This is a genomic window from Geobacillus lituanicus (assembly GCF_050994965.1).
In the GTDB taxonomy this organism is placed as follows: domain Bacteria; phylum Bacillota; class Bacilli; order Bacillales; family Anoxybacillaceae; genus Geobacillus; species Geobacillus stearothermophilus.
In genome coordinates this window covers 1,126,034-1,152,531 of sequence record NZ_CP194773.1, presented here as the reverse complement: position 1 = coordinate 1,152,531, position 26,498 = coordinate 1,126,034, and the positions used below count along the sequence as shown (strand labels likewise).

28 protein-coding genes and 1 other annotated feature (1 of these 29 cut by a window edge) are annotated in these 26,498 nt (G+C 52.3%); of the genes, 11 read left to right on the top strand and 17 right to left on the bottom strand.

What is annotated here, in order from left to right:
- Positions 1–425: 425 nt before the first annotated feature.
- The gene (locus tag ACR1UW_RS05795; RefSeq protein WP_033015715.1) at positions 426–776 is read right to left on the bottom strand and encodes a DUF1360 domain-containing protein; all 351 of its coding nucleotides are present in this window, start codon (positions 774–776) and stop codon (positions 426–428) included.
- Between the two features lie 353 nt (positions 777–1,129).
- On the opposite strand from ACR1UW_RS05795, the gene ACR1UW_RS05790 reads away from it, so the two are divergent.
- Positions 1,130–1,714 carry a hypothetical protein gene (locus ACR1UW_RS05790; RefSeq protein ID WP_498934866.1) on the top strand — a complete coding sequence of 195 codons (585 nt, stop codon included), beginning with the start codon at positions 1,130–1,132 and terminating at the stop codon, positions 1,712–1,714.
- 124 nt (positions 1,715–1,838) lie between these two features.
- Here ACR1UW_RS05790 and ACR1UW_RS05785 read toward each other — a convergent pair whose 3' ends face one another.
- Positions 1,839–2,249 carry a CotO family spore coat protein gene (locus ACR1UW_RS05785; RefSeq protein WP_050368376.1) on the bottom strand — a complete coding sequence of 137 codons (411 nt, stop codon included), beginning with the start codon at positions 2,247–2,249 and terminating at the stop codon, positions 1,839–1,841.
- Positions 2,250–2,368: 119 nt separating this feature from the next.
- Positions 2,369–3,145 carry an enoyl-ACP reductase FabI gene (gene fabI / locus ACR1UW_RS05780; protein WP_498934863.1) on the bottom strand — a complete coding sequence of 259 codons (777 nt, stop codon included), beginning with the start codon at positions 3,143–3,145 and terminating at the stop codon, positions 2,369–2,371.
- 198 nt (positions 3,146–3,343) lie between these two features.
- Here fabI and ACR1UW_RS05775 point away from each other — a divergent pair, with 198 nt between their 5' ends.
- Both ACR1UW_RS05775 and prpE read left to right on the top strand, forming a co-directional pair.
- Positions 3,344–4,519, top strand: coding sequence for an FtsW/RodA/SpoVE family cell cycle protein (locus tag ACR1UW_RS05775; RefSeq protein ID WP_237420489.1), 1,176 nt, complete (start codon positions 3,344–3,346; stop codon positions 4,517–4,519).
- Between the two features lie 146 nt (positions 4,520–4,665).
- On the top strand, positions 4,666–5,403 hold the full coding sequence (gene prpE, locus ACR1UW_RS05770) for a bis(5'-nucleosyl)-tetraphosphatase PrpE (RefSeq protein WP_044743410.1): 738 nt from the start codon (positions 4,666–4,668) through the stop codon (positions 5,401–5,403).
- A gap of 394 nt (positions 5,404–5,797) precedes the next feature.
- On the opposite strand, the gene ACR1UW_RS05765 is transcribed toward prpE, so the two are convergent.
- From ACR1UW_RS05765 to ACR1UW_RS05750, 4 genes are all read right to left on the bottom strand, one after another.
- Positions 5,798–6,712 (bottom strand): RluA family pseudouridine synthase, encoded by a 915-nt coding sequence (locus ACR1UW_RS05765; protein ID WP_498934860.1) that lies wholly within the window; start codon positions 6,710–6,712, stop codon positions 5,798–5,800.
- 156 nt (positions 6,713–6,868) lie between these two features.
- Positions 6,869–7,684 carry an NAD kinase gene (locus tag ACR1UW_RS05760; RefSeq protein ID WP_044743408.1) on the bottom strand — a complete coding sequence of 272 codons (816 nt, stop codon included), beginning with the start codon at positions 7,682–7,684 and terminating at the stop codon, positions 6,869–6,871.
- Entirely contained in the window at positions 7,681–8,319 is a 639-nt protein-coding gene (gene yjbM / locus ACR1UW_RS05755) for a GTP diphosphokinase (protein ID WP_033010443.1), read from the bottom strand. The genes ACR1UW_RS05760 and yjbM overlap by 4 nt, the downstream gene beginning before the upstream one ends.
- Positions 8,320–8,463: 144 nt before the next feature.
- Complete coding sequence (locus ACR1UW_RS05750) at positions 8,464–8,841, bottom strand: UPF0738 family protein (protein WP_044743407.1); 378 nt, start codon at positions 8,839–8,841, stop codon at positions 8,464–8,466.
- 135 nt (positions 8,842–8,976) lie between these two features.
- Here ACR1UW_RS05750 and ACR1UW_RS05745 point away from each other — a divergent pair, with 135 nt between their 5' ends.
- From ACR1UW_RS05745 to ACR1UW_RS05725, 5 genes are all read left to right on the top strand, one after another.
- Positions 8,977–9,567: a CYTH domain-containing protein gene (locus ACR1UW_RS05745; RefSeq protein WP_429880588.1), complete on the top strand. Its 591-nt coding sequence runs from the start codon at positions 8,977–8,979 to the stop codon at positions 9,565–9,567.
- Complete coding sequence (locus ACR1UW_RS05740) at positions 9,564–10,175, top strand: lytic transglycosylase domain-containing protein (protein WP_498934856.1); 612 nt, start codon at positions 9,564–9,566, stop codon at positions 10,173–10,175. The genes ACR1UW_RS05745 and ACR1UW_RS05740 overlap by 4 nt, the downstream gene beginning before the upstream one ends.
- A gap of 83 nt (positions 10,176–10,258) precedes the next feature.
- A complete protein-coding gene (locus ACR1UW_RS05735; protein WP_033010437.1) occupies positions 10,259–10,672 on the top strand; it encodes a globin domain-containing protein in 414 nt (137 codons plus the stop codon).
- Positions 10,665–11,558, top strand: a complete 894-nt coding sequence (gene spxH, locus ACR1UW_RS05730; RefSeq protein WP_498934854.1) for a ClpXP adapter SpxH family protein — start codon at positions 10,665–10,667, stop codon at positions 11,556–11,558. Before ACR1UW_RS05735 ends, spxH begins: the two co-directional genes overlap by 8 nt.
- 279 nt (positions 11,559–11,837) lie before the next feature.
- Positions 11,838–12,035, top strand: coding sequence for a hypothetical protein (locus tag ACR1UW_RS05725; RefSeq protein WP_033010435.1), 198 nt, complete (start codon positions 11,838–11,840; stop codon positions 12,033–12,035).
- Positions 12,036–12,093: 58 nt separating this feature from the next.
- On the opposite strand, the gene pepF is transcribed toward ACR1UW_RS05725, so the two are convergent.
- The 4 genes from pepF to mecA form a co-directional block, all read right to left on the bottom strand.
- Positions 12,094–13,959, bottom strand: a complete 1,866-nt coding sequence (gene pepF, locus ACR1UW_RS05720) for an oligoendopeptidase F (protein ID WP_498934852.1) — start codon at positions 13,957–13,959, stop codon at positions 12,094–12,096.
- A gap of 124 nt (positions 13,960–14,083) precedes the next feature.
- Positions 14,084–15,382, bottom strand: a complete 1,299-nt coding sequence (locus ACR1UW_RS05715) for a competence protein CoiA (protein WP_498934849.1) — start codon at positions 15,380–15,382, stop codon at positions 14,084–14,086.
- A gap of 123 nt (positions 15,383–15,505) precedes the next feature.
- The gene (gene cls / locus ACR1UW_RS05710; protein ID WP_160268918.1) at positions 15,506–17,014 is read right to left on the bottom strand and encodes a cardiolipin synthase; all 1,509 of its coding nucleotides are present in this window, start codon (positions 17,012–17,014) and stop codon (positions 15,506–15,508) included.
- Positions 17,015–17,294: 280 nt separating this feature from the next.
- Positions 17,295–17,975 (bottom strand): adaptor protein MecA, encoded by a 681-nt coding sequence (gene mecA, locus ACR1UW_RS05705; protein WP_033010433.1) that lies wholly within the window; start codon positions 17,973–17,975, stop codon positions 17,295–17,297.
- A 208-nt stretch (positions 17,976–18,183) separates the two neighbouring features.
- Between mecA and ACR1UW_RS05700 the strand changes: the two genes are divergently transcribed.
- Positions 18,184–18,846 (top strand): TerC family protein, encoded by a 663-nt coding sequence (locus ACR1UW_RS05700; RefSeq protein WP_498934847.1) that lies wholly within the window; start codon positions 18,184–18,186, stop codon positions 18,844–18,846.
- A 50-nt stretch (positions 18,847–18,896) separates the two neighbouring features.
- Here the strand turns inward: ACR1UW_RS05700 and spxA are convergent, their stop codons facing one another.
- Positions 18,897–19,295 carry a transcriptional regulator SpxA gene (spxA, locus tag ACR1UW_RS05695; protein ID WP_033010430.1) on the bottom strand — a complete coding sequence of 133 codons (399 nt, stop codon included), beginning with the start codon at positions 19,293–19,295 and terminating at the stop codon, positions 18,897–18,899.
- Positions 19,296–19,598: 303 nt separating this feature from the next.
- Here spxA and ACR1UW_RS05690 point away from each other — a divergent pair, with 303 nt between their 5' ends.
- Entirely contained in the window at positions 19,599–19,781 is a 183-nt protein-coding gene (locus ACR1UW_RS05690; RefSeq protein ID WP_011230317.1) for a hypothetical protein, read from the top strand.
- A gap of 88 nt (positions 19,782–19,869) precedes the next feature.
- Here the strand turns inward: ACR1UW_RS05690 and ACR1UW_RS05685 are convergent, their stop codons facing one another.
- The 5 genes from ACR1UW_RS05685 to ACR1UW_RS05665 all read right to left on the bottom strand — a co-directional run bounded on the left by ACR1UW_RS05685 (position 19,870) and on the right by ACR1UW_RS05665 (position 25,602).
- Positions 19,870–20,805: an ABC transporter ATP-binding protein gene (locus ACR1UW_RS05685; protein WP_068894952.1), complete on the bottom strand. Its 936-nt coding sequence runs from the start codon at positions 20,803–20,805 to the stop codon at positions 19,870–19,872.
- On the bottom strand, positions 20,798–21,859 hold the full coding sequence (locus ACR1UW_RS05680; RefSeq protein WP_060788912.1) for an ABC transporter ATP-binding protein: 1,062 nt from the start codon (positions 21,857–21,859) through the stop codon (positions 20,798–20,800). Before ACR1UW_RS05680 ends, ACR1UW_RS05685 begins: the two co-directional genes overlap by 8 nt.
- A gap of 21 nt (positions 21,860–21,880) precedes the next feature.
- Positions 21,881–22,903: an oligopeptide ABC transporter permease gene (gene opp3C, locus ACR1UW_RS05675; protein ID WP_044743398.1), complete on the bottom strand. Its 1,023-nt coding sequence runs from the start codon at positions 22,901–22,903 to the stop codon at positions 21,881–21,883.
- On the bottom strand, positions 22,900–23,829 hold the full coding sequence (gene opp3b, locus ACR1UW_RS05670; protein WP_011230313.1) for an oligopeptide ABC transporter permease: 930 nt from the start codon (positions 23,827–23,829) through the stop codon (positions 22,900–22,902). Before opp3b ends, opp3C begins: the two co-directional genes overlap by 4 nt.
- Before the next feature lie 120 nt (positions 23,830–23,949).
- Positions 23,950–25,602 carry a peptide ABC transporter substrate-binding protein gene (locus tag ACR1UW_RS05665; protein WP_168368226.1) on the bottom strand — a complete coding sequence of 551 codons (1,653 nt, stop codon included), beginning with the start codon at positions 25,600–25,602 and terminating at the stop codon, positions 23,950–23,952.
- Positions 25,603–26,019: 417 nt separating this feature from the next.
- On the opposite strand from ACR1UW_RS05665, the gene ACR1UW_RS05660 reads away from it, so the two are divergent.
- Complete coding sequence (locus tag ACR1UW_RS05660; protein WP_498934842.1) at positions 26,020–26,394, top strand: DUF3899 domain-containing protein; 375 nt, start codon at positions 26,020–26,022, stop codon at positions 26,392–26,394.
- A gap of 50 nt (positions 26,395–26,444) precedes the next feature.
- Positions 26,445–26,498, top strand: a binding site (T-box leader); it runs 179 nt beyond the window's last position.

Genomic DNA, 26,498 nt, shown 5'->3' with positions numbered 1-26,498 from the left:
CAGCCGGCCTCGTCTTGTCGGCAGCAACGATCTTTGCTTGACAGCAGCAGCGGGGGCATGATGCTTCAAGTGTCCAAGACCAACCGAAAGACAATCTCCCACCGGCGGAAGCCGTCGGCCAGCCATCCAGGCGGCAGCTTTCCGCTGCAGCCGGTCCGGATGACGCAAGCTATATAGATGCAATTTAAAGCTTTAACATTTTTCGTCTTTGCCGGTCATTGCATCCGACTGTCGAGTGACCGAACAACGCCGCTTAAAGACCCATGAATGGGTCTGTGAAGCGAGTCGTTGTTCGGTCTTCCGTCACGCTAAGGCGTGACGGAGGCAAGCCACACGCTTGCCTTCGACAGTCGAAAATGGGCAAACCACTTTTCTGTCAAGGATATGTTAAACTTCTTTGTTGCATCTATATAGCGTCTCTCCCCTTACGAGAGCCACTTGCTGACAACCGTTTCAATCAGCGCCGCCCCGCCGGCGACTGCGAGCAGCACGATCAGCGGCTGGAAAACGGCCGGCCAAGCAACAACCCCAATATAACAAAACGCTGCACACCATATCCCGGTGCACCAGTAGCAACTTAGCAGTTCGCCGATCCAGCGCCGCAATCCGCTGCCCTTCAAAATGAGAAATACTTCTTTTCTTCCGTCCGGAAGCTCCTCCTCCACCCATTCATGGAAAGGCCGGCGAAGCCAGGCGGTGATCGTATCGTATACGATGAGCCTCGTCAGGCGAAAGCTGGCTAAACAAAGAAGAATAAAGGAAAACGGGTCATCCACGTTCCTCTCCCCTTTCCGCTCGCCGCGGCCGCAAAAGGAGGCGTGCGCTTTTTCCGCCTCCTCGGCCCGGCAGCAGGCGAACCTGCTCCGGTGCGGACGTTTACCCAAACGCTCTCCTACGCCAATCATATGATGGAGTATAGGTTTTTAACACAAGAGACAAGAGAAGAATAATCAAGAAAAGCCTTGCCGGCCAGCGCCAAAGAGCGCGGTCGGCCTTATTTTTTGCCGCCCCTTTTCGCCATGGCCTAGTGCACCTGTCTATACCAACTCGTTTCCCTTTACATACACTCTTATTAACCGACCATTGGCGCTAGGAGGAACTGATCGTAGCCTCAAAACGATCCCGCCTGTTGTTTGAAGTGTTGCACAGCTACGGCCTGTCGGAAACCGAGGGGGATATCGCCGGCGAGCTAAAAAAGGAAAAAGTATGGCTTCTATTGGAAGTGTGGGAGCAAGCCAAAGAATTCGAATCCACAGCTGCTCTCACAACCGAACTGCAAACAGAAGAGGCATTCGGACAACCGGTGTCGCCTCAAACGGACCCAAAAGAAACGGAACGGTCGAAAAAGAATACAGCGGCGCGGACAATGCCTCCCAAAACAGAAAAAGCGAATGTGAAAAACGAAAAACGGAAGAAAAAACGTGCCGCCTCACTGGCAGACGATCAACAGAGCGCCAAACAAAAAGAGGCGATGGCGTCACAAACCGAAAGCGCAAAAGGCGCTCCTGCCCCCCGGAACGTGCAAACCGGCCGCCATTCGAAACCTTTTACTATTGCAAGCGGCAACCGACAGATGCCAGGCTCGGCGACAAAAACGCATTTGAACCGCAAACGGGCTCAAGCAAAACATGATGACAAGCCTTTTGTAATTGCAAGCCTTCCGGGCGCAAATGGACCATCGTCAGCAAGAAAAGCGGCAAGCCTCAAAAAATAAACCGCAAGCCAAATGGGAATGTCTCCTGCAACAGTGAGGGGGCGGCATGAACTATGGCCATCCCTTTCCCGACGATGCACCGCATCCGGGCAACGCTGTGCTTCGACGCGGGAAAGGGAAACCGTTATGGCACAAATCCGATCATCGTTACGGAAACAAGTCCGGCGCGGCCGATAACGGTTTCGTTCCCCCGCTCGTCGGCGATCACCAATTCATCCGCTGTGCATCGCTTCAGCACACCTTCATAGCTTTGCTCCTGCGTGACAAACTGACATTTAAGCGGCGGCAAATGGCCGGGCAGCTCCGCCAAAAAGGCCAGCCGTTCGTCGAGCGCCATCGCTTGGAATTCTTTTTTGGCAAAAAATTCAGTCGGTTCCTCCTCGCCGCCTCGTTCATCGTTGGAATTTCCTTCCTCTTCCTGTTGCGTTCGGCTAGTCCACATAAACGTTTCTTGCATATGCGCCGCCGCCCGCATCGCTTTTGGCTGCACAATGTAAAGCAACGGCTCCGTCTCCACAACGTTTTGTTTCCGCACGTCGATCCCCCTTTTCCATGCTTGCCTTACCTTATATATGTATGCCCGTGATCTCAATAATTGCCCAAGTCAAGCAAAAAGCAGCCGCTCCATCAACAGGAACGGCTGCTCGCACATTTTTAATATCCTAAAATGTGGTATCCCGAGTCGACGTGAATAATTTCCCCGGTGATGCCGCGCGACAAGTCGCTGAACAAAAACAGCGCCGCATCGCCGACTTCTTCCTGCGTCGTCGTCCGGCGGAGCGGAGCGCGTCCTTCGATTTGCTTTAAAATCGAGTTGAAATCGCTCACCCCTTTGGCCGACAGTGTGCGAATCGGTCCAGCGGAAATGGCATTGACGCGGATGCCGTATTTGCCCAAATCGTTCGCCAAATATTTCACGCTCGCATCAAGCGACGCTTTCGCCACACCCATAATGTTGTAGTTTTGCACGACGCGCTCGCCGCCTAAGTACGTAAGGGTGACGATGCTGCCGCCTTCCGTCATCAGCTCTTTCGCTTCACGAGCCACCGCGGTGAGCGAATACGCACTGATGTTATGGGCGAGCAAAAAGCCTTCGCGGCTGACATTCATATACTCACCGCTCAAGTCTTCTTTATTGGCATAGGCGATGCAATGAGCGACGCCGTGGATGACACCGACTTGTTCTTTGATTTGCGCGAAACATTGAACGATGTCTTCGTCTTTTGCCACATCGCACGGCAGCAGAAGGGAGCGTTCATCCCCAAGCGTATCGACCAGCGCCCGCACCTCTTTTTCAAACCGCTCGCCGGCATACGTAAACACCAACCGAGCGCCGGCAGCATGAAGCGAACGAGCAATGCCCCAGGCGATGCTTCGTTTGTTCGCCACCCCCATTACGACATATGTACGTCCTTCCAATGATAAGACCATTCGTTCATCCTCCCAATTATCATTTATTCTTAGCACCAGGTGATAATTCTATTATAGGCGATGCGGCAAACAATGTAAATGCGCGCTTTCTTTTTGCCTTTTGGCTCCTTCTTGCTGCCGGCGGTTTTTCCCACTTTGCAAAACCGACTCAATTCGCTAATATGGTATATGGTACATTTGAATGGAGAGGATCGTTCCATGGATCATGACCGTTTTTCCCAATCGAAGCTTGATTATCACTTATTATTTCTTTTATTCTTAATGGCCGTGGTGAGCGCCATCGCCATTCACAGCGCGGAGCCGATGCTTCCCGAGAAGCTGCAGAACGTCAACTTCGCTTCCAAGCAGCTGCAATGGTACGTGATCGGCGCCGTCGTGATTGCGTTCACCATGATCGTCGACTATGATCGGCTGTTTCAAATCGCTTGGTATTTGTACGGATTCGGGATGCTGCTGTTGCTCGGACTCGAACTGAACGTTCCGGGCTCCGTGACGATTAAAGGAGCGACAAGCTGGTACAGCCTCCCGGGCGGGAACTTTCAGCCATCCGAGCTGATGAAAATTTTTATGATCATCGTCCTAAGCCGCATCATCGTCAATCATCGGGAAAAATACCCTGAACCCATGATCCGCGATGATTTCAAGCTGCTCGGCAAAATCGCCCTCACCGTGTTGCCGCCGCTCATCTTGTTGGCCAAGCAGCCGGACATGGGCATGTCGATGGTATTTACGGCCATCACCGCCACCTTGGTGCTCGTTTCCGGCATCCGTTGGCGCATCATTTTCGGCATCGTCTTTTCCGGAGTGGCGGCCGTGGCATCCATTGTATTCATATACTTTTATTTTCCGGACTTTTTTCATAAATATATCATTGAAGAAGATTACCAATTAAACCGGTTTTACGGATGGCTCGCACCGTATGAATATTCGACCGACCAGGGGTTTCAGCTCATCCGTTCGTTGATGGCCATCGGCTCGGGGGGGCTGTACGGGAAGGGGCTCGGCAATTTACAAGTGTACTTGCCTGAGGCGCATACCGACTTTATTTTCGGGGTTATTGCCGAACAGTTCGGATTCGTCGGTTCGAGCATCGTCGTTTCGCTCTTTTTCCTGCTTGTTTACCGCATGGTCCATATCGCGCTTGAGAGCAACGATTTGTATGGCAGCTATTTATGCGCCGGCGTCGTCGGCATGATCACGTTCCAAGTGTTCCAAAACATCGGCATGACGATCGGGCTGCTGCCGATTACCGGGCTGCCGCTGCCGTTTATCAGCTACGGAGGAAGCTCGCTCGCCACGTACATGCTGGCGATCGGCCTTGTCTTAAATGTCCATTCGCGGACGCGGAAATTTATGTTCGCGAGCGATGAATAGCCGCTTGCCCATCACCGGCAGGCGGCTTCGTTTTTGCCGGCCGCCACCCATTTTGCGGCTGTCCCGGCGCAATCTCCTCTTTTCTTTCTATTGTCTGACGGACATACTGGTAGTATACCGACCATAGTCAGAAAGGAGAGCATCCTATGGCCATTGACATTATCGGCGATATTCATGGCTGTCGCCGAGAATTTGTTGCGTTGACAGAAAAACTAGGGTATGTATGGAACGAAGGGATTCCCGTTCATCCTGGCGGCCGAAAGCTCGGGTTTGTCGGTGATTTGACCGATCGCGGCCCCGAGTCGCTAAACATGATTGAGATCGTCTCCGCCCTTGTCGAGCGAAAGCTGGCTTACTACGTGCCGGGCAACCATTGCAATAAGCTGTACCGCTTCTTTTTAGGGCGCAACGTGCAAATCGCCCATGGTCTTGAGACGACCGTCGCGGAATATCGCGCCTTGCCCCCGAGCGAACAGGAGATGGTCCGCCGCAAATTTATCCGCCTGTATGAGCAGGCGCCCCTGTACGCCGTTTTGGATGAGGGGCGCCTTGTCATCGCCCACGCCGGCATTCGCCATGATTATATCGGGCGGACGGATCAAAAAGTCAAGACGTTCGTCCTATACGGAGACATCACCGGCGAAACGAACCCGGACGGGACGCCGGTGCGCCGCGACTGGACGAAGCGGTATCGCGGCGACGCATGGGTCGTCTATGGCCATACGCCTGTCAAAACTCCGCGGTTTGTCGGACGAACCGTCAACATTGACACCGGCTGTGTGTTCGGCGGTGCGCTCACTGCGTTGCGCTACCCGGAAATGGAGACCGTCTCGGTTCCGTCATCGATGCCATACGTTCCGGAAAAATTCCGTTCGTTCCCGTAACCGGCGCTTCATCCTATTTCGCGCAGGAGACTCCCACTTCAACGACCAAAGGGAGTAAGTGGGAGAGGAATGCGCGTTCCCCTTTTCTTTTGTGTATGATAGAATAAAGGCGTGGAGAAAACCGTTTAATAAAGGCACTCCAATAACTGCTACTCGATGTATGGAGTTGGTTACAGGAAACGTTGTAACCGTAAAACATCGAGCGTAGATCCGTCTGTTGTGTGTGGAAGCCAAGTACTGCCAACAGACACACCGAGAGAATCGGTAACGATGCAGGCATGACCTGCGTCGTTGGGTAGTTGTCAACCTGCCCTGATGCAACCCCAAGTCAAGGAAGGAGGACGAAGTCCGCTTGTACTTCTGGGGAGTTGCAAGCCCCCACTTCAAGCGTTAGCTAAGTGGGGGTAGTTGACGAGCGCACCGTTTCAATGAGATGCGCCATGTCCCCGGGAAGCGGAGCGGCAAATGTCAACCAGCGGCGCGCAAACGGATGGAAAAACGAGAGCTGACGGCTATGGAGCGCCTGGCGGTCGATCATCTCCCGACTCCCGCCATAGAGGTCATCCCCAGCGAGCGGATGGCCAACATAAGCCAAATGGACGCGGATTTGGTGCGTACGTCCGGTTTCAAGCTGCAGCGACACGTGCGTATAGCCGCGAAGCCGCTCGAGCACCCGGAAATGAGTGACCGCCGGCTTGCCGTCCTCCCGCACTTCGCGGGCGATGATGCTGTCTCCCCGGCGGCCGATCGGCGCATCAATCGTCCCTTCGTCATCAACCATGACGCCGTGGCAAATGGCCTCATATGTGCGCGCCACCTTCCCTTTTTGCTGGAGCGTGGACAACAAATGGTGAACGTGGCGGTGCTTGGCAACGAGCACAAGCCCGGACGTGTCGCGGTCCAATCTTGTCACAATATGGACGGTTGAATCGAGCCGCTGCCTTCGGTAATGGTGCAGCAGGCCGTTGGCAAGCGTTCCGCCCGGATGATGGCGCGACGGGATCGTGGCCAACCCGGCCGGTTTGTCAACGACAAGGATGTAATCATCTTCGTACACGATATGAAGCGGCATCTCTTCCGGATCCATCCAATCGCTCGTCCGCTCCGGCGGAAACACAACCGACAGCGTCTCACCGGCGCGCAGCACGCGGCGGACCGTGACTGGGCAGCCGTCAATCAACAACGCCCCTCCATGGAATTTAATATCGGTAAGCGCGGTTCTTGAAATGCCCATCTCCTGCAAAAACTGGCGCAGCAGCTTTCCGTCGTGCTGTTCATCGATGGAAAAGGTCATGGTAAACGGCGGCAATGTTCGTCACCTTTCTGATCAAAAATCTCCGTCTTGCTCATCGTGTTCCATCCACTTTCCTTTGGCGCCGCTAAAACGGAATCGGCATCCGCGCCAAAAGACCATCACCTCGCCGCAAACGGGAAGCGTTGCCTAACCAAGGAGGCGGGTTTTCCATCAGTCGGCGATAAACGAGTCGCGCACCCGCCGCCAAAACGGAAACGGCCGAAAACGGGCGAAACGCACTTTCTCGTCGGCGACCCGGCATTGAATCGATTTGACTTCTTTATGTACGAGCGACAAATGGTCGACCGTAATTTGAAAATCGATATGGTTGACCGGCTTCAGCAAGCACGTATGGTGCGCCGGCAGCACAAGCGGCGAACCGATTGTCCGAAACACGCGGTTGTTGATCGACGCCATCTCGGTCACTTGAATCGCCTCAAGCGAAGGATGCAAAATCGCCCCGCCGAGCGCCTTATTATAGGCCGTGCTCCCGGTCGGCGTGGAAATGCACAGCCCGTCGCCGCGGAACCGCTCAAACAAATCACCGCGAATTTCAACATCCATGACGAGCGTCCCACTCACACATTTCACCGTGCATTCGTTGAGCGCTAAATACTTCGCCTCGCGCCCACCGTTAATGTAACGAATCGTCACCTCAAGCAACGGGTACTCCACCACTTGATACGGTGTTTTGGCGATGGCAATCACGAGCTTTTCGATTTCTTCCGGCACCCAATCGGCATAAAAGCCGAGATGGCCGGTATGGACGCCGACAAACGCCGTCTTGTCCAACCGATGGCAATAGCGATGGAACGCGTACAACAGCGTTCCATCCCCGCCGACGGAAATGACCAAATCCGGCGCTTCCTCATCATAGCGCAAATCAAAATCAAGCAAATACGTCTTCATCTTCTGCGCGAGGGCGTTCGACACATCATCCCCTTTTGACGTAATGGCGAAGGCCAGCGGCGCATCAGTTCGTTTCATTGTCCTTCCCCTTTTGCTTCTTGTTTTCGTGAAAAGGCGGCCTGCGCTTCTTGAATTTCAACGCGGATTTTCGACATTTCCTCATCGAGGCGGTAGGCAGCCTCCGCCGCGCGCTGCAGCCGGGCTTTAATATCTTCCGGAAAGCGGCCGCTGTATTTGTAGTTCAGAGAGTGTTCGATCGTCGCCCAAAAGTTCATCGCCAGCGTGCGGATTTGAATTTCCGCCAAAATATTTTTCTCGCCGCGGATCGTCTGCACCGGATACCGAATGACGAGGTGGTATGAACGATAGCCGCTTTCTTTCTTTTGCGTGACATAGTCGCGCTCCTCGACGATTGTAAAATCGTTGCGCTGGCGCAGCAGCTCGACGACCGTTTTAATATCGTCGACAAACTGGCACATGATGCGCAGTCCTGCAATATCTTGCATCTCTTCCTCGAGGCGGTCGAGCGGGATGTTTTTCTTTTGCGCCTTGTCTAAAATGCTGGCAACCGGCTTCACGCGTCCGGTGACAAACTCAATCGGCGAGTGCGCTTCAATCATCTCAAACTGGGCGCGAATGCCTCGCAACTTTACTTTCAGCTCTTCGACTGCCTGCTTATACGGGGCTAAAAACAAATCCCAATGGTTTACCATCGTACCACCTGCCTATCTATTTTCAATTTCCTGACAGCCTGGGCCAAGAGAAAGCATCCGCACCTTCCCAGCGCCGCTTTGACGGTAAGCGGCCTTTGGCGCGCTCCGCCTCCCCTCACGCCCAAAGGCAGGCAACCGGACGGCTCATCCGGTAAAAAACATCTCTTGTACTGCTCGTTCAAGCGCCTCGCCATAGTTGGCGTTGTCACGAATATTTTCGAGCAAATATGACAATTCATCGTGAAACTGTTCAAGTTCGAGCACTTCTCCCCCGCATTGAAGCCAAACCGGCTCCTTGGCGTCAAGCGCCTCTTTCAGCTCGGGCCACCATGGCTTCGGAACCATGACATATAGAAAGCGATCCTCGGTTTCCAATATATACACAAACGCCAATGCATCTGAGTCAACAAGCATATGGCGCTTCGGCATAACACCGGCGGGCAAAACAAGCGCATCATCAACCTTCAGCCAGAGCCGGCCGTCTTTTCGCTCTGCCCGCTCGACGATCCATTTTTCGTTCATGCTTTCTCTCCTTCCACACCAACCATCCGCCCTTTATTTTACCATATTCAGCCTATGCGGGCGAAATAATTGATATTCGCCGAAAAACAGCTGATAATAGAGGGAGACGATGATCTTTCCCGAGGGAGATTCACGATGCATCAAGAGGTCGAAATCGAATTGAAAAACTTGTTAACGGCAGCGGAATTTGCGGCCGTCCGCGCCGCCTTCCGGTTGGATGATGGCGTTTTCTTCCGCCAGGAAAACCATTACTTTGACACTCCGTCATTCGCCTTAAAAGAACGGGCGGCAGCGCTGCGCATCCGGGCGAAAGAAGGGCGGTTTACGCTGACGCTGAAACAAACGCGGGCGGATGGGGCGCTTCTCGAGACGCACGTGCCGCTCACCCCTTCCGAAGCGGAGGCGCTGCTCACGGGCGTGCCGCTGCACGGAACGATCGCGGCCTTGCTTGCGGAACTGGGCATTGATCCATCCAACGTGCGCCATTTCGGCTCTCTTGTCACCGAACGCGCCCAATGGCCGTACGAAGGCGGTACGCTTTTCCTTGACCGCAACTTCTACTTGCAAAGTGAAGATTACGAACTCGAATATGAAACGGACAACGCCAAAACGGGGGAGGAGCGATTTTTGCGCCTGCTCGCATCGCTTGGCATCCCGCGCCGCCCGGCGCCGAACAAAATCGCCCGCTTCTACGCCCGGAAATACGAAATGGAGGAAAGACCATGACCATTTCACCATTGCAGTTGCTCGTCGAGCTTCAGGCGCTCAAGACGTTCTCTCCCGGGCGCTCAACCCTATTGCCATCGACCGCTCCGCCGCTGTTTTCAAGCTTGCTCGCCGAATACCTCAGCAACCAGGCGGAGGCGATGGCCAATGATCGGCAAAATCCGGGTCCAACATTTGCCGGCGGCAGCCTCGCCGCACAGGAGGCGAAAGGGATAGCCGCTTCACATGCACCGTCTTCCATTGATAGCCTCATCAATGCCGCGGCAGACAAATATGGGGTCGATCCGCGCCTGATTCGCGCCGTCATCCGCCACGAGTCCAACTTCCGCCCCGATGCGAAAAGCCGCACGGGGGCGCTCGGGCTGATGCAGCTCATGCCGAGCACGGCGAAAATGCTCGGCGTCGATGATCCGCTTGATCCGGCGCAAAACATCGATGGCGGAGTTAAATATTTGCGCCAACTTCTTGACCGGTACAATGGCAACGTTGCCCTCGCCTTGGCGGCTTACAACGCTGGGCCGGGCCATGTCGACCGCTACGGCGGCGTGCCTCCGTTTGCCGAAACACGCGCCTACGTCGAGCGCGTGCTGCAAAGCTACCGTGCATAAATGGCAGGCGAGTCACTTTGTTTGAGATAAACAGCCGCTGTTGATAAAATAGCAATCAAACGACAGCTAAAGGAGCATCCGCGATGGGAGGACAATGGCAAACTCTTTATGAAGCAATCGGCGGAGAAGAGACGATTGCGAAGCTGGTCGAAGCGTTTTACCGGCGCGTCGCGGCTCATCCAGACTTGCGGCCGATTTTCCCTGATGATTTTACGGAAATCGCCCGCAAGCAAAAGCAGTTTTTAACACAATATTTAGGCGGACCGCCGCTTTACACGGCGGAACACGGCCATCCGATGATGCGGGCCCGCCATCTTCGTTTTGAAATTACGCCGAAGCGGGCGGAAGCATGGCTTGCCTGCATGCGGGCGGCCATGGATGAAATCGGTCTGTCCGGGCCGGCGCGCGAACAGTTTTATCACCGGCTCGTTCTCACTGCCCACCATATGGTCAACACCCCGGATCATTCGGACGGAAAGGAGCATTCCCTTGAGTGAGAAGTTTGCTGGGAAAGCGGCGCCGCCTTGCGCCTCCTCCCAGCCGTTAGGCAACACGAACAAACCGCTTGAGTTGTATTTGTTTATCGATCCGTTATGCCCGGAATGCTGGGGGCTTGAACCGATCATCAAAAAATTGACAATCGAATACGGCCGTTTTTTTACCTTAAGGCACATATTGAGCGGAACATGGGCGACATGGGGCGCGCACAAAGGAACAAAGCCGGAGGCAATGGCCAAAGCATGGGAATGGGCGGCTTGCCGCACCGGCATGTCATGCGACGGCAGCGTTTGGCTCGAAAATCGGATTTCAAGCCCGTTCGCCCCATCGCTCGCCATTAAAGCGGCGGAAATGCAAGGAAAGCGGGCCGGCCTCCGCTTTTTACGCAAGCTGCAAGAACAGCTCTTTCTCGAAAAACAAAATGTCTCTGATTTGTCGGTGCTCGCCGAATGCGCCGCCGAAGCTGGTCTTGACGTCGATGAATTTCTGCGCGATATGCACTCACCGGGAGCGGTAAAAGCGTTCCAATGTGATTTGAAAATCACGTCGGAAATGGATGTCGACGAAATACCGACGCTTGTCTTATTTAATGAAAACATTGAAGATGAAGGCATTAAAATTTCCGGATGCTATCCGTATGACATTTACGTCGAACTGATCGCCGAAATGCTTGGCTTCCATCCCAAGCCGTCTCCTCCCCCTCCACTGGAATCATTTTTAAGCCATTTTAAGTTCGTCGCCACGAAAGAAGTTGCCGTTGTGTACAATTGGACCATCCAAGAAGCGGAAACGGAAATGAAAAAGCTGCAGCTGAAACAAAAGGTCGAGCGGGTGCCTGTCAAGCATGGAACGTTTTGGCGCTATATCGAAAAAGCCCGCCTGTAGCGTGCGACCGACAAGAAAAAGCCCGGCCGAAGCCGGGCTTTTTCTTGTCGTCAAGACAACAAAGGGGATGGGAGAATTTGTTCACGGTCAAACAAAGGGGTATCAGGTTTTGTCTTCCGTTCACATCTTTATCTTACCAAACGCCCGACCGGATTGACAACCCGTTTGCTCGTTTGTTCACATTATTGTCATAATTCCCTTCCCCGTCGCTGTTTGTCATGACTGCATGGACAGCGGACATATATTGAACATAAAAGAACCGAGAAAGAGGCGAACAACGTGAAAAAACGAATCGTTTTATGCGTTTGGGCGGCAGCGGCCATCGCCGCATTTTTCCTTAACCTTTTAGGCCTTATGCGGCTGCTTCCCTTGTGGGCGACGATGCCGCTGTTGTTTTTGACGCTGCTTGGACTCGTGGCATCTTGGAACCGCCGCCGCCAGTTTAAGGGATTTTCGTCAAAACGGCTGCGGCTGTAGGGAAAATAAGACGATATACGTTTTTCGATATGGATGCAGGCGTGGCGCTGCATCCATTTTATTTCCCAAGCAGCCGCTCCATTTCCTCAAGTTTTTCCTCAAATACTTGGCATGCCTGGCGGATCGGCTCGGCGCTCGTCATATCAACGCCGGCTTTTTTCAGCACTTCGATTGGGTAGTCCGAGCTGCCGGCTTTTAAAAAGTCAATGTACCGTTTCACCGCCGGTTCGCCTTCCTCTAAGATTTGTTTGCTGAGCGCTGTTGCCGCGCTGAAGCCGGTCGCATATTGGTACACATAATAGTTGTAATAAAAATGCGGAATGCGCGACCATTCCAAGCCGATTTCTTGGTCGACCACAATCTCATCGCCAAAATACTTTTTGTTTAAATCATAATAAAGCGAGGTGAGCGTCTCAGCCGTTAACGCTTCGCCCTGTTGCGCCTTCAGGTGGATCAGATGCTCGAATTCCGCAAACATCGTCTGCCGAAAGACAGTGCCGCGGAATCCCTCAAGATAATGGTTCAACAAGTACAACCGTTTCTTCTCATCATCAATCGTTTTCAGCAAGTGATCGTTCAAGAGCGCTTCATTGCACGTTGACGCCACTTCAGCGACGAAAATCGAATAATGGGCGTACGGATACGGCTGCGTTTTGCGCGTATAGTAGCTATGGACCGAGTGGCCAAACTCATGGACGAGCGTAAACAAGTTGTGAACGTTGTCCTGCCAATTGAGCAAAATGTACGGATGGGTGCCATACGCTCCCGACGAATACGCACCGCTCCGCTTCCCTTTGTTCTCGCGCACATCGACCCAACGGTTGTCAAGCCCTTCTTTGACGATCGCTACATACTCCTCGCCGAGCGGCGCCAGCCCGTCAAGCATATATTGCTTCGCTTCCTCGTACGTCACGTCCATTTTCACATCTTGCACAAGCGGCGTGTACAAGTCATACATATGGAGCTCGTCAAGCCCCAACACTTGTTTGCGCAGCCGCACATAGCGATGCAAAAGCGGCAAATGTTCATGAACCGTGGCAATCAAGTTGTCGTACACGCTCTCTGGGATGTTGTTGGCATCGAGCGCCGCTTGGCGCGCCGATTCATAACGGCGGACGCGGGCAAAAAAGTTATGTTTTTTCACCGTTCCGGCAAGCGTGCTGGCAAACGTGTTTTGAAACTTTTCGTACGTATGGTACACCGCATGGAACGCATCGCGGCGGACGCGGCGGTCAGTGCTCTCCAAAAAGCGGATGAACCGGCCGTGCGTTACTTCTACCTCATTGCCGTTTTCGTCCACAATCGTAGGGAACGTCAAATCAGCGTTGTTAAGCGCGCTGAACGTATTCGATGTCGCCTGCATAACCTCGGCCGCCTGCGCCAATAACGCTTCCTCCTCCGCCGACAACACATGCGGGCGCTGGCGTGTCACTTCGTCTAAGGCGTGCGCGTATAAGCGAAGCGGCTCGTATTGCTCAAGAAACGAACGAAGCACCGCTTCATCGATGGATAAAAGTTCTGGGACGATGAACGCCATGGCGCTCGACGCCTCGCTGTATAAGCCCTTCACGCGGTCATTCAGCCCTTGGTAAAACGAGTTGGTCGTATCCTGGTCATAGCGCATATGGGCGTATGTATACAGCTTGCCGAGGCGCATCGATACTTCATCTTGGTATTGCAGCGCTTCATACAGCACTTGCGGCGATTGCCCAAGCCGTCCTTTGTACTCCCCGAGCTTCGGGATCATCGCTTTCACCTGTTGGAACTCCTGCTCCCAGGCGTCATCAGTCGGAAAAATATCCTCAAGCCGCCACGTTTCCTCGACGGGGATTTCGCTCCGGGATGGAAGCGATTTTTTGGCCTTATTGTCTCCCACCTTTATGTCCCTCCTTTTAATATCGATACACGAATTATTATTCACCATTTTTGGCTGTTTTTCCTGTCTTTTGCTTATTTTTTCCGCCTCCTGACATCTCGAGCGCTGTCCAGTACGAGGCAAGCGCCGGCGTCCGCTCGATTTGCTCCTTTTAATATCGATACACGAATTATTATTCACCATTTTTGGCTGTTTTTCCTGTCTTTTGCTTATTTTTTCCGCCTCCTGACATCTCGAGCGCTGTCCAGTACGAGGCAAGCGCCGGCGTCCGCTCGATTTGCTCAAGAAGGGCGGCATCTTGGCGAATGACATCTTCGACCGTCGCCGGGAATGACAGCGGTTTGGCTAAGTACAACTGTCCACCGTCCTTGCAACGTACGTAGCCAAGCAGCCTGAGCCAATGCACATATTCGCTGACCGCCTGTCGGTAATCATCCCGTCCAACAAGCGGCAGCCGGCGCGGCATAAGCCGTCCGGTGCGGATTTGCTCGTCGACCCATCCCAACAACGACGCCATCGTGACCGGCCGCCCGGGCTGCCTGAGGAACGGCAAAAGCACGTACGTCTGCCAAATGAACGGGGCCGTTTCCCATGCATAGCCGCGCGGCAACGGCCAGCCGGCTTCCGTCGGAAACAGCGACGGGACGATGCCTGCCTGATAAAAATCCGAACAAATGCGGCGCATCTTGCGGTTAGGATAAAGCGGAAACGTCCGCCGCCACTGTTTTTTCTGGTTAAGCCATTGTTCCCAAAATGAAGGGGAAAGCAGCGGCGGATGAGCCGTCATCACATCACTGAAGGACAGCCGCGAAAGGGGGGAGGAAGCGATCACCGCCAGCGTCCGGCTCACCGACAGCGGTTGCAGGCGGGATAAACAAGTCAGCTGTTTCGTTTCGGGGGAGTAGTACCATACACGCAGAGCAACGGAAAACGGGGCGCGCTGGGCAAACAGCCACTGAAAGCGGGAAATCCTCACCTCATCCGACCGTTTCGGCAGACGGCGCAAATGGTGGACCCCCAGCACCCAGAGCGGGCGGATGCCAAGGCGCCGGTAGCCGTCATTGCGTTGGCAAAAGAGCGATTCATCGATGGTGGAGCATTGATATTCGAGGGCATACAAATGGGGGCCGCAGCGAAACAGCACGTCAGGGCGCTGTCCGATAGCGGGCAAATATGGCTCGAGCTTCGCCTCCATTCCTTGACTCGTCAGCCATACAAACCAATCACGCTTTCCGGTCAAATGCCGTTCCGATTCCGGCTCATGTTCAGACGGGCACGCCGTTCCTTTCCGGTGAGCGAAATGCGGCAGGCGATGGGCACCGGACCGCATCACGACTTCGTTCCGGCAGGCGGGACAAAAAAACGGTCCATCGCCTTTTAAGCGCTCAAGCCGCTCCCGCCCCCAAGCTTCTGCACCGATAAGCGAGACCGGACGACCTTCAGACGAGAGCGCGACAAACAATTCGGTCACTCCTTTTCTCCTTTGTCCATCCTTCGTTTATGGCTTCGGCAATGGTTCTTGTTTTTCCTGCCAAGCAGCAAAAAAGTCCGCCCGGGCGCGGCGGACTGGAATCAGACGCGCTGGCGAACGAGGTTACAACAGCGGTGACAGCAGGCGGGAAACGGATTCAGCCATCCGCACCCGCAATGGACGCTGCTGAAATTGCTCATAGTCAATCGGCGACGAGTGGCGGAAATCTTCCAAAAAGTCACGCACTAGTTTCTCGATGCTGTCCGTGTAATACAAAAACGCGTTCACTTCAAAATTCAAATGAAAACTGCGCATATCCATGTTCGCTGTGCCGATTGAAGCCAGCTCGCCATCGACGACAATGACTTTGCTGTGCAAAAACCCGCGTTCATACTCATAAATTTTTACCCCTGCCTCCAGCAGCTCTGGGAAATACGAGCGAGAAGCGTAAAAAACGATTTTTTTGTCCGGCCGCTTCGGCGCAAGCAACCGCACATCAATGCCGCTTAGCGCTGCCACTTTCAGCGCCGTCAAAATGTCTTCATCCGGCACAAAATACGGCGAAGCCACCCAAATCGACCGTTTCGCTGCTGTGATCATAGCAAAATACAGCTGCTTAATGACCTCCCACTTTTGATCCGGACCGCCGGCGATGAGCTGGACGCCGCCTTGCCCTTCTTCTACAATGAGAGGCGGCGACAAGTAGTCCGGCGTCAGCAGCCGCTCTCCCGTCATATAATACCAATCTTGCAAAAAAATAAGCTGCAACGTCCGGACTGCTTCGCCCCGGATCAACAAATGCGTGTCGCGCCAAAATCCGAAATACTCGTTTTTTCCTAAATACTCGTCGCCAATATTCAGCCCGCCGACAAAGCCAACACTCCCGTCAATGACGATGATTTTCCGGTGGTTGCGGAAGTTGATTTGGTTGCTTAAAAACGGCAGGCGCACCGGCGAAAACGGGATCATCTCAACCCCGGCAGCGCGCAGCTCTTCGATATAATCGTTCGACAGCTTCCAGCTGCCGACAGCATCATACAAAAAACGGACGCGCACGCCTTGGCGCGCCTTTTCTATCAAAACACGCTTCAGTTTTTGTCCGATTTCATCATGACGAACAATATAATATTCCAAGTGGATATGATGCTCCGCTTTCTCCAACTCAGCAAAAATCGCCGCAAACGTCTCGTCGCCGTTGGTCAATACTGCCGTTTGCGATGCCAATGACACAGGGTGTTGGCCAATGCGGTAAGCAAGATGCAACAACGGACGCTGATGGGGCGCCATCGGCAGCCGCTCGACGGCAATCGGCGACGGCTCTTGAAACTTGAGCAGCACCGCCTCATCAAAATCGGCTTTCTTTTTATAGCGCCGTTGTTGCCAATAGTTGCGTCCGAACAATAAATAAAACAAAAAGCCAACGATCGGGAAACTGCCTAACACCGCCAGCCAGGCGATCGTTTGTGCCGGCTTTCGGTTTTCAAGCGAAATGACAAAGGCAATAAACACCACTGAACAAGAGATGAGCACGCTGAAAATGCCGAGGAGCTTCCCTTCCCAATAATCGTGCGTCAAAGCCAGCAACAGGCCGACGATGCCAGCAAGAATGGCCACTCTTGATGCGTTTCTCAACCAAACCCCTCCAACTGATGTTCCTCTTTCCCCTTATTCTTTATACTTGACTTCACGGCCAACGGTTTCACGGTTTTCCCTTCTCTTTCCTATCTAGAAGGGTCGGGAAAGCAGCCATTTTCTAAATAAGTGACCGACGGGTGCGAAAAAGCGTGCTGTTATAAAGCTTCTCCATTTGAAAACAACAGGGTCAACCCGCGTTTTCTGTCCGCCCCCTCCAAGCGCCCCAACAAAGAAAACGCCGATTTCTGGCGGCGAAATCGGCGAATGAACGAAAAGGTTATGGAGCTGGAAAATACCGTTTTACGGTCTCAAGCGCATTGTCGCCCATAATTTCAGTTCCGTATTCCTCAAGGCGGTAAATCGTCAGCTGTGAATCGTTTCCGTATTCCAGAAGAAGGCTGAGCATATTGTCGATATCATGCTCGCTATATTGTTCGGTAAATTGTACGAACAAGTAATAACGCCCTTCAAACTGGAATAAACGGTTCGACAAACTTGAAAAGTCGGCGCGGTGAGCCAAGGAGATGACGTCTTCAATGTCTTTGAACGAAATGATAAATTGAAGCACGTCTTGCGCTTCTTCGTCTCCGGCCGCATTGTTCCGCCCGAAATGGAAGTGATGGCCGAACAGCGATTCGATCTTCTCATCAGCCGAGAGCGAAAACTCGCGCCACTTGTCTTCCGGGAGCGGCAGCTCAAGCTTGCTGCCGTCTTTGGACAGCTGCGCTTTCGTTACAACAACCTCAAGTCCTTTCTCAAGCGCCTGCACTTGAATCCAAAGCGGACCGTCAAGCGAAAAATCGCTTTCGCCGTGAACCTCATCCATCATTTCCCAAAACAATTCTTCGCTCCGCTCCCGATTGTACCAAATTTCCTCACGGTCAAAACCGCGTTCCTCTATATCAACATACGAAATGTAAAATTTCACCGTATGGTCGTTGATGCGTTCAATTTCCATCTTCTCCGACTCTCCCTTCTAAACCAAAGAAATAAAAAGGGAAGGGATCGTTCCCCTGGACATTCTTCAAAACTTCTATCTTGTACTTTATATTTTATGACAAAAAGCGAAAGAAGGGAAATAAAAAAACGTATTTTTAAAAATTGGTTATGAAACCGGCCATGCCCTACTATAATGATGATGAACACGGACGGAATGAGGGACGCCTATGGTGGATGAATACATCGTTTCCATCTTGCTGATTATCGGCATTGATGTCATTCTTGGCGGGGACAATGCGGTTGTCATTGCGCTGGCAAGCCGCAACTTGCCGGAACAAAAGCGGAATGTGGCCATCATTGTCGGCACCGCGCTGGCGATCGCCGTCCGCATTTTGCTGACCGCAGCGGTCGTATGGCTGTTGACCATCCCGTTTCTGCAGCTAGCTGGCGGCCTCCTCCTGTTTTGGATCGCCTTGAAGCTCATGGGGCAAAAAGACGAAAAACATGCCGCCATTAAAGCCGAACCGTCGCTTTGGAAAGCCGTCCAGACGATCGTCGCCGCCGATGTCGTTATGGGCATGGACAACGTCATCGCCATCGCTGGAGCGGCTCAAGGCCATATCGGACTTGTTGTGTTCGGTTTTCTCTGTTCCGTTCCTATCATCATTTTAGGCAGCAAAATCATCCTTTATGCCATGGAACGGTTCCCGATTCTCATTTATGCCGGCGGCGCCCTTTTGGCATACACAGCCGGAAACATGATCACTGCCGAAGAGCGGCTGCGTCCGTTTTACGACCCGCGCTGGGAGGCGTTGTTTCCGGTCTTAACGGCCATTCTTGCCGTTTTGCTCGGCTTTGCGGCCCACCGGCGGACGCGCGCCGTGCGCTGACCGGCAAGTGTGAAAAAACTTCTACATGGCAAGCCATGTAGAAGTTTTTCTTACCCGTTTACCAGCCGCTGCGCTTCGCGGAGTTGGTAGGCCCGCACTTTGCGCGGCAGAAAGCGGCGGATTTCATCTTCGTTGTAGCCGACTTGAAGCCGCTTTTCATCAATGATGATCGGCCGGCGCAAAATGCCTGGGTTTTTTTGAATGAGTTCGTACAAATCTTGCAGCGGCAGAGCTTCCAAGTTAATGTTCAGCTTTTGGAACACTTTTGAACGGGTCGAAATGATTTCATCCGTCCCCGTTTCCGTCATCCGCAAAATTTCTTTAATCTCTTCAACCGTGAGCGGTTCAGAGAAAATATTGCGTTCTACATAAGGAATATCGTGCTTCTCGAGCCACGCCTTCGCCTTCCGGCATGACGTGCAGCTCGGTGATGTGTATAGTTTGACCATTTTGATCACTCCTTTTTCACAAGGAATCCCTTGCTTCCCTCGTCCGTCAGACGACAGACGTGCACCGCTATGCCGGTTTGACGTCTGACAGCATAGCGACACGGCCTGAACGCCAGTCTGGCGATCAGCCGCTTTGCCAATCGTTTGCAAATTGAAATGACTTTAACATGATATATTATACAATACATCGGCCAAGAAAGATATAGTTTTTCGATGATAAATGCAATTTTCTTTCTTTCCTCTTCCAAAGTAAAGGCAAATCCTCTACAATCAAAGTAGAAAAGGAAAAGGGAGGAAGAACCGATGGCCGGCTATTTCATCGACTTTGCCATTGCTTCGGCATTGATCGTCGTCCTCACCGCATTGATGGGGAACATCAGCAACACGATCGGAGAGCGGATGTTCGGCCGAAACAAAAGTGGAAAGCATGTCGAGGCCTCCCGCCGCATCCAACAAGGATGGAAAGTCGTCGGGGGAAAAAAATAACGCGCCAAAACAGGCGCATAGGTGGGTGCCGCCTCTTTCGCCGTTCGCACCATGCGGCGGTGAAAGAGCGGCGCTTTTTTCGATTCGGCTAGGCATACATCGCCCGATACCGCTTATACTCTTCCTCCGAACAAAGCACAAAATGGCCAGGCGTAATTTCACGGAATTCAAGTTCCTCTCCATCTTTGTAGCCATGTTGCGCCGGGTCGTAAACGATCCGCTTGCGCGTCCGCTCCGTTTCCGGATCCGGAAGCGGAATGGCCGACAAGAGCGCCTTCGTGTATGGGTGGATCGGATTGCGGTACAGCTCTTCCGATTCAGCGAGCTCGACCATTTTCCCGAAATACATGACGCCGATCCGGTCGCTGATGTATTTGACCATCGACAAGTCATGGGCAATAAACAAGTACGTCAACCCTTTTTCACGCTGCAGGCGCTTCAATAAGTTCACGACTTGCGCCTGAATGGAAACGTCCAGCGCCGAGATCGGCTCATCGGCGATGATGAATTCCGGCTCGACGGCAAGCGCCCGGGCGATGCCGATCCGCTGGCGCTGACCGCCGGAAAACTCATGCGGGTAGCGGCTGGCATGCTCGCGGTTCAAGCCAACCGTCTCAAGCAATTCATACACGCGTTGCATCCGTTCTTCTTTCGTTTTCGCCAGCCCATGGATGTCGATGCCCTCAGCGATAATGTCGGCGACCGTCATCCGCGGATTGAGCGACGCATACGGATCTTGGAAAATCATTTGCATTTTTCGGTTTAACTCTTTCAGCTCTTTTTTTGATTTTTTGCCGTGTACGTTAACGCCGTTAAACAGTACTTCTCCGTCTGTCGCCTCATACAGCCGAATGATCGTCCGCCCCGTTGTCGACTTGCCGCAGCCCGACTCGCCGACAAGGCCGAACGTTTCACCTTTATAAATGTCAAAGGTGACGCCGTCGACTGCTTTCACCACCTGACCGCGTCCAGCTGGGAAATACTGTTTCAAATTTTTGACCTCAAGCAGCTTTTGTCTAGCCACGCGGTTTTCCTCCTTTCCGGGCGACGATGTCAGCAAACCGTTTCATCCGTTCACGCACGATCGCCGGCGGTTCCACTTTCGGCGCCATTTCATGCAACAGCCATGTCGCCGCATAGTGCGTATCAGACACTTGGAACATCGGCGGCTCGAGCTCATAGTCAATTTTGAGCGCATACGGATTGCGCGGCGCAAACGCATCGCCTTTTGGCGGATTTAACAAATCCGGCGGCGAACCCGGAATCGAATACAGCTCCGTATCTTTATGATCAAGGCTCGGCATCGAGGCCAGCAATCCCCACGTGTACGGATGTTTCGGATTGTAAAAAATTTCATCCACCGTGCCGATCTCCACGATTTTCCCGGCATACATCACGGCCACTCGATCGGCCATGTTGGCGACAACCCCTAAATCATGGGTGATGAAAATAATCGACATGCCGAGCTTTTTCTGAATGTCTTTCATGAGCTCCAAAATTTGCGCCTGAATCGTCACATCCAGCGCGGTCGTCGGTTCATCGGCGATCAAAATTTTCGGATTGCACGCCAAGGCGATGGCGATGACAACACGCTGGCGCATCCCGCCGGAAAATTGGTGCGGGTATTGCTTCATGCGCAGCTCGGCGTTTTTAATGCCGACCAGCTGCAATAGTTCAATCGCCCGTTTGCGCGCTTCCTCTTTCGACAGCTTTTGATGCTTTAAAATCGCTTCCATAATTTGCTTTCCGATCGTCATCGTCGGGTTGAGCGACGTCATCGGATCTTGGAAAATCATCGAAATTTTCGCCCCGCGGATCGATTGCATGTCTTTCTCCGACAGCTTGGTCAAGTCTTTTCCTTCAAATAAAATTTCCCCTTGCTTGATTCGGCTCGGCGGCGTCGGCAACAGGCGCATCAACGCTTTTGAAGTCACTGATTTCCCAGACCCTGACTCGCCGACGATCGCCAGCGTTTCTCCCTTATACAAGTCGAACGTGACGCCGCGAACCGCCTGCACTTCACCGGCGTGGATGTCAAAGGAAATATGCAAATCGTTCACCTGCAAAATTTTCTCCATCGGTTTCACCCCTTCCGTCGGTTATTTGCGCATTTTCGGGTCAAGCGCATCGCGGATTCCGTCTGCCACCAAGTTGAAGCTTAAAATGAGCAAGCTGATCACAACCGCTGGAATAATCATCAAATGCGGATACGTTTGAATCGATTTATACCCGTCATTGACAAGCGAGCCAAGCGACGCTTCCGGCGGACGGATGCCAAGGCCGATAAAGCTCAAAAACGCCTCAGTGAAGATGGCCGATGGAATCGTGAACATCGTCGTAATAATGATCGGGCCGATGACGTTCGGGATCAAATGTTTGAAAATGAGCCGTGATGTCGGCGCTCCGAGCGTCCTTGCCGCCAGCACGTATTCCATGTTCTTTAATTTCAACACTTGTCCGCGCACGATCCGCGCCATCGTCGTCCAACCGGTAATGACCATCGCCAACGTGATGGAAATGATTCCAGGCTCAAAAATCAAAATGAACAAAATGACCATAATTAAATACGGGATGCCGTTTAAAATTTCGATGATCCGCTGCATCACATTGTCGACGCGGCCGCCATAGTAGCCGGAAATGCCGCCGTACGCAATGCCGATCAATAAGTCGATCAACGCCGCCAGCAAACCAATGTAAAGGGAGATACGCGTGCCATACCACGTCCTCACCCACAAGTCGCGTCCTAAGTCATCCGTGCCAAACCAATAGTACTCTTTCACGCCGCGCTGTTTATACACATCAACGCCGTTCGCATCCCGGCCGTCAAACGGAAGCCAATGAATATGTTCAAGCACCGGGATTTTCGGCGGAAGTTTCGCATGCCGCAAGTTTTGATCTTTATACGTCCGGTCGCTCGCCATCGGGGCGATGATCGCCATGAGCGCCAAGATGATAATCATCACGAGCCCGACGATCGCTGCCTTGTTTTCCCGAAGGCGAAGCCAAGCATCCTGCCAAAACGTCAAGCTTGGACGATTGATTTTTTCCTGCTCACCAACGTTCGGCGGGGCGGGCTGAAACCATTCCGGTGACAGTTGTTCGTATTGTTGTTTCGCCATCATTTTTTCCCTCCCGCTAACCGGATGCGTGGGTCGACAACCCCGTACAACACATCAACGATGAATACTGCCAAAATCAACAAGGCGGAATAAAACAACGTCGTTCCCATAATAACCGGGTAATCGTTCAGTTCAATCGAACGGACAAACTGCTCCCCAAGACCAGGGACAGCAAACAGTTTCTCAATGACAAGCGTTCCCGTCATTAAATTGACGGTCATCGGTCCTAAAATGGTAATGACGGGGATAAGCGAGTTGCGGATGGCGTGCTTGATGATAACCCCCGCCTGGCTGATCCCTTTCGCCCGAGCCGTCAAAATGTAGTCAGAGCTTAACACTTCCAGCATTTCTGTGCGCATAAAACGGGCGATGCTAGCGATGACCCCGACAGACAGCGCCAATGTCGGGAGAATCGTATATTTGAAGCCTTCCCAAAAAGCGACCGGAAGCCATTGCAGTTTCACAGCGATAAAATATTGCAAAAACCCCCCTAACACAAACGACGGAATCGAGGCGCCCAACACCGCAATGACCGTAGCAGTGTAATCTTCCCAATGATTATGTCGAATCGCCGCGACAATTCCGAGAATCAACCCGACGATCGTCCCAAACACAATCGCCTGAAACCCGAGCTGGGCCGACGGGCCGATTCGATCGCTGATGAGCTCTGTCACGGGGCGGTTGTCATATTGGAACGATACCCCCAAGTCTCCTTTCAGCAAATTCCCTAAATATTGAATGTATTGAACCGGCACGGGCTTATCCAATCCGTACTCTTTTAAAATAAGCGCCTTCTGTTCCGGCGTTAATTTCTCTTGGTTCTGAAGCGGCGAACCAGGCAACAGCTTCATTAAAAAGAACGTCAACGTCGCAATGATAAACAACGTGATGATCATATAAACGAACCGCTGAAGCGTATACCGCGCCATGACCGCACCTCCTCTGCTTTTCTATAATCTTCGTTGTTTTTCGACATTTTTCGCCTTGGCAGGCAAAAGGAGAGTATATGCCCTCGCATATACTCTCCTCGGCATGCTGTAGAAAACAGATTACTCAATATATGCCCATTTGTAGCTGTAATCGCCGCCAAACGGGTGCGAAACGATATCTTTGACATACTCGCGTTGCAAGTAGGCGACACCGCGCTGATAGAGCGGGGCAATCGGCATTTCTTCAAAGACGATCTTTTCTGCTTTCAGCATCGCATCCCAACGGGCTTGCAAATCGCCAAGCAACGTTGTTTTCGCGTCTTTAATCAATTTGTCGTATTCAGCGTTCGACCAACCCGTTTGGTTGTGCGGGTTAGTTGTCGTCCACAAGTCAAGGAACGTCATCGGGTCTTGATAGTCCGGACCCCAGCCGGAGAACGACAGGTCGTATTGCATTTTGCTTTCAAGCTCGAGCTTTTGTGCGAACGGTTGTTGTTTAATGTTGACCGTCAAGCCCGGCAAGTTTTGTTCAAGCTGCGCTTTCACATACTCGCCGATTTTCTTCGCGCTGTCGCTGTCATAGTTCAGCAGTTCAAGCGTAAATTTGTCTTTGCCCAGCTCTTTTTTCGCTTGCTCCCACAGTTTTTTCGCTTCATCCGGATTGTAATTGACCAAATCGCCATTCACATCGCGGAAGTCTTTGCCATCCGGACCAGTGACGAAGTCTTTCGGAACGGTGAACTTCGCCGGAATCGAACCGTTGTTCAAGAGCGTATCGACCATCGCTTGCGTGTCGATTGCCATTGCAATCGCTTTGCGGGCATTGACGTTGTTCAGCGGTTCTTTTTTCGTGTTCATGCGCAGCCAGTAGAGGGCTGGATCCAATTCCGTTTTGAAGTTTTTATCATTTTTATACTTATCAACAAATTCGGCCGTCAAACCGACGCGGTCGGCCTGTTTCGTTTCATACAAGTTGACCGCTGTCGCCGTGTCTTTCACAACTTTGACGTTGATTTTTTCAAGCTTAACTGTATCTTTGTCCCAGTAATTCGGGTTTTTCTCATATGTCCAGCCTTGTTCATGCTTCCATTCGCTTAAGACGAACGGGCCGTTGTAAAGCGTCGTATTAGCTTCGAGACCGTATTTGTCGCCTTGCGCTTTCACGAATTTCTCGTTTTGCGGCATGAACGTGCCGAATACCGTCAGGCTGATGAAATACGGAATCGGGTTTTTCAGCTCGACTTGGAGCGTGTAGTCGTCAAGCGCTTTGACGCCCAGCTGGTCAACTGGCAGTTTGCCGGTGTTGACTTCTTCCGCGTTTTTGATGTCGTACATAATGTACGCATACTCCGCTTTCGTTTTCGGGTCAAGCACCCGTTTCCAAGCAAACACGAAGTCGTGCGCCGTCACCGGGTCGCCGTTCGACCATTTGGCGTCTTTGCGAAGCTTGAACGTATACGTTTTGCCGTCTTCGCTCACCTCATGGCTTTCCGCCACCCCAGGAACCGGCTTGTTGTCTTTGCCTAAACGATACAGACCTTCCATGACGTTGTTCAACACGATAAACGATACTTGGTCGGTGGCGAGCGCCGAATCAAGCGACGGAATTTCTGAGGAATCAAGCAAGTTCAGCACCTGCTCCTTTTTCTCCGCCGGCTTTTCGCCGCCCTGGCCGCCTTGGGCGTTGTCGTTGTCCTTGCCCCCGCCGCAAGCCGCGAGGAACGTTGACAGCGCGAGAAGCAGGACGAGGAAGAAAGAAAATCGCTTCTTCACTAAAAAACCCCCCTTAGGTTTATGTAGTGTATTACAAATCTTCTGAACCATTAGTTTTCAGAAGATTGTACTTACATGTTTTATTATATCCTGTATTAGTATACCTGAAAAGAATTTTTTTATTTTGTTAAATAAAAAATTTCTAATTACTTAAAACAGACAGGAAGATCGGCTTGTATTTACATCTGCATTTTACCGACTTTTGACGCTGTTGTAAATAAAAAATTTCTGTCAATATATTAGAAAACGCTTACAACATAGGTTTTTCGCCCCTCATCCCTATTGTAAAGCAAATTGTTCCTCTGTTTCCAAGATGAATACAAATTTTCTGATATAACGTTGTTAATAACATTGACAATCCTTCCTCTTACATATGTTAAAATAAAAACAACGAATTGGAAAGGCGGGAGAGACAAAATGAAACGGATCGCCGTTCGAACAGGGTGGATGGTGGCCGCTATGCTGGCGGCCAGTGCGCTTATCGTTTTCTGGCAAGGGGCATGGACGGCGGTTGCCTTTATTAACACCGCCTTTTTGCTCTCTCTTGTGCCGCTTTCGGCTGGCGGGCTTTTGTTCGTTTACGAGCGCGGGTTTTTCAGCGGATTTGCCTACGGATTCCGCCGGCTGCGCAAAAGCGCAACGAAAGCGGAGCGCTATATGGAAGAAATGGCCGAGGAAAGCGAGGCGGACGAGCCCCCCGGTCCGGCGCGGTTTGCCATCACGTACCCGCTCCTTTTTGCCGGACTCCTTTTGTTTCTCGCGATGATCGCCGCCGGATATGCCGTGCAATAAGGTTGCAACAGCTGAATGGTTTCCGTATAATATAAGGCAAGTTTAGAATAGACCGAGCGATGAGAAAGAAAAGTACATATGGCGATGCCTTCAGAGAGCTTGTG

Coding starts and splice junctions, on each gene's coding strand:
- fabI (WP_498934863.1), bottom strand. CDS start 3,145: ATGGTCTTATCATTGGAAGGACGTACATATGTCGTAATGGGGGTGGCG.
- ACR1UW_RS05775 (WP_237420489.1), top strand. CDS start 3,344: ATGGATCATGACCGTTTTTCCCAATCGAAGCTTGATTATCACTTATTA.
- prpE (WP_044743410.1), top strand. CDS start 4,666: ATGGCCATTGACATTATCGGCGATATTCATGGCTGTCGCCGAGAATTT.
- ACR1UW_RS05760 (WP_044743408.1), bottom strand. CDS start 7,684: ATGAAACGAACTGATGCGCCGCTGGCCTTCGCCATTACGTCAAAAGGG.
- yjbM (WP_033010443.1), bottom strand. CDS start 8,319: ATGGTAAACCATTGGGATTTGTTTTTAGCCCCGTATAAGCAGGCAGTC.
- ACR1UW_RS05750 (WP_044743407.1), bottom strand. CDS start 8,841: ATGAACGAAAAATGGATCGTCGAGCGGGCAGAGCGAAAAGACGGCCGG.
- ACR1UW_RS05745 (WP_429880588.1), top strand. CDS start 8,977: ATGCATCAAGAGGTCGAAATCGAATTGAAAAACTTGTTAACGGCAGCG.
- ACR1UW_RS05740 (WP_498934856.1), top strand. CDS start 9,564: ATGACCATTTCACCATTGCAGTTGCTCGTCGAGCTTCAGGCGCTCAAG.
- ACR1UW_RS05735 (WP_033010437.1), top strand. CDS start 10,259: ATGGGAGGACAATGGCAAACTCTTTATGAAGCAATCGGCGGAGAAGAG.
- pepF (WP_498934852.1), bottom strand. CDS start 13,959: ATGGTGAATAATAATTCGTGTATCGATATTAAAAGGAGGGACATAAAG.
- mecA (WP_033010433.1), bottom strand. CDS start 17,975: ATGGAAATTGAACGCATCAACGACCATACGGTGAAATTTTACATTTCG.
- ACR1UW_RS05700 (WP_498934847.1), top strand. CDS start 18,184: ATGGTGGATGAATACATCGTTTCCATCTTGCTGATTATCGGCATTGAT.
- spxA (WP_033010430.1), bottom strand. CDS start 19,295: ATGGTCAAACTATACACATCACCGAGCTGCACGTCATGCCGGAAGGCG.
- ACR1UW_RS05690 (WP_011230317.1), top strand. CDS start 19,599: ATGGCCGGCTATTTCATCGACTTTGCCATTGCTTCGGCATTGATCGTC.
- ACR1UW_RS05680 (WP_060788912.1), bottom strand. CDS start 21,859: ATGGAGAAAATTTTGCAGGTGAACGATTTGCATATTTCCTTTGACATC.
- opp3C (WP_044743398.1), bottom strand. CDS start 22,903: ATGATGGCGAAACAACAATACGAACAACTGTCACCGGAATGGTTTCAG.
- opp3b (WP_011230313.1), bottom strand. CDS start 23,829: ATGGCGCGGTATACGCTTCAGCGGTTCGTTTATATGATCATCACGTTG.
- ACR1UW_RS05660 (WP_498934842.1), top strand. CDS start 26,020: ATGAAACGGATCGCCGTTCGAACAGGGTGGATGGTGGCCGCTATGCTG.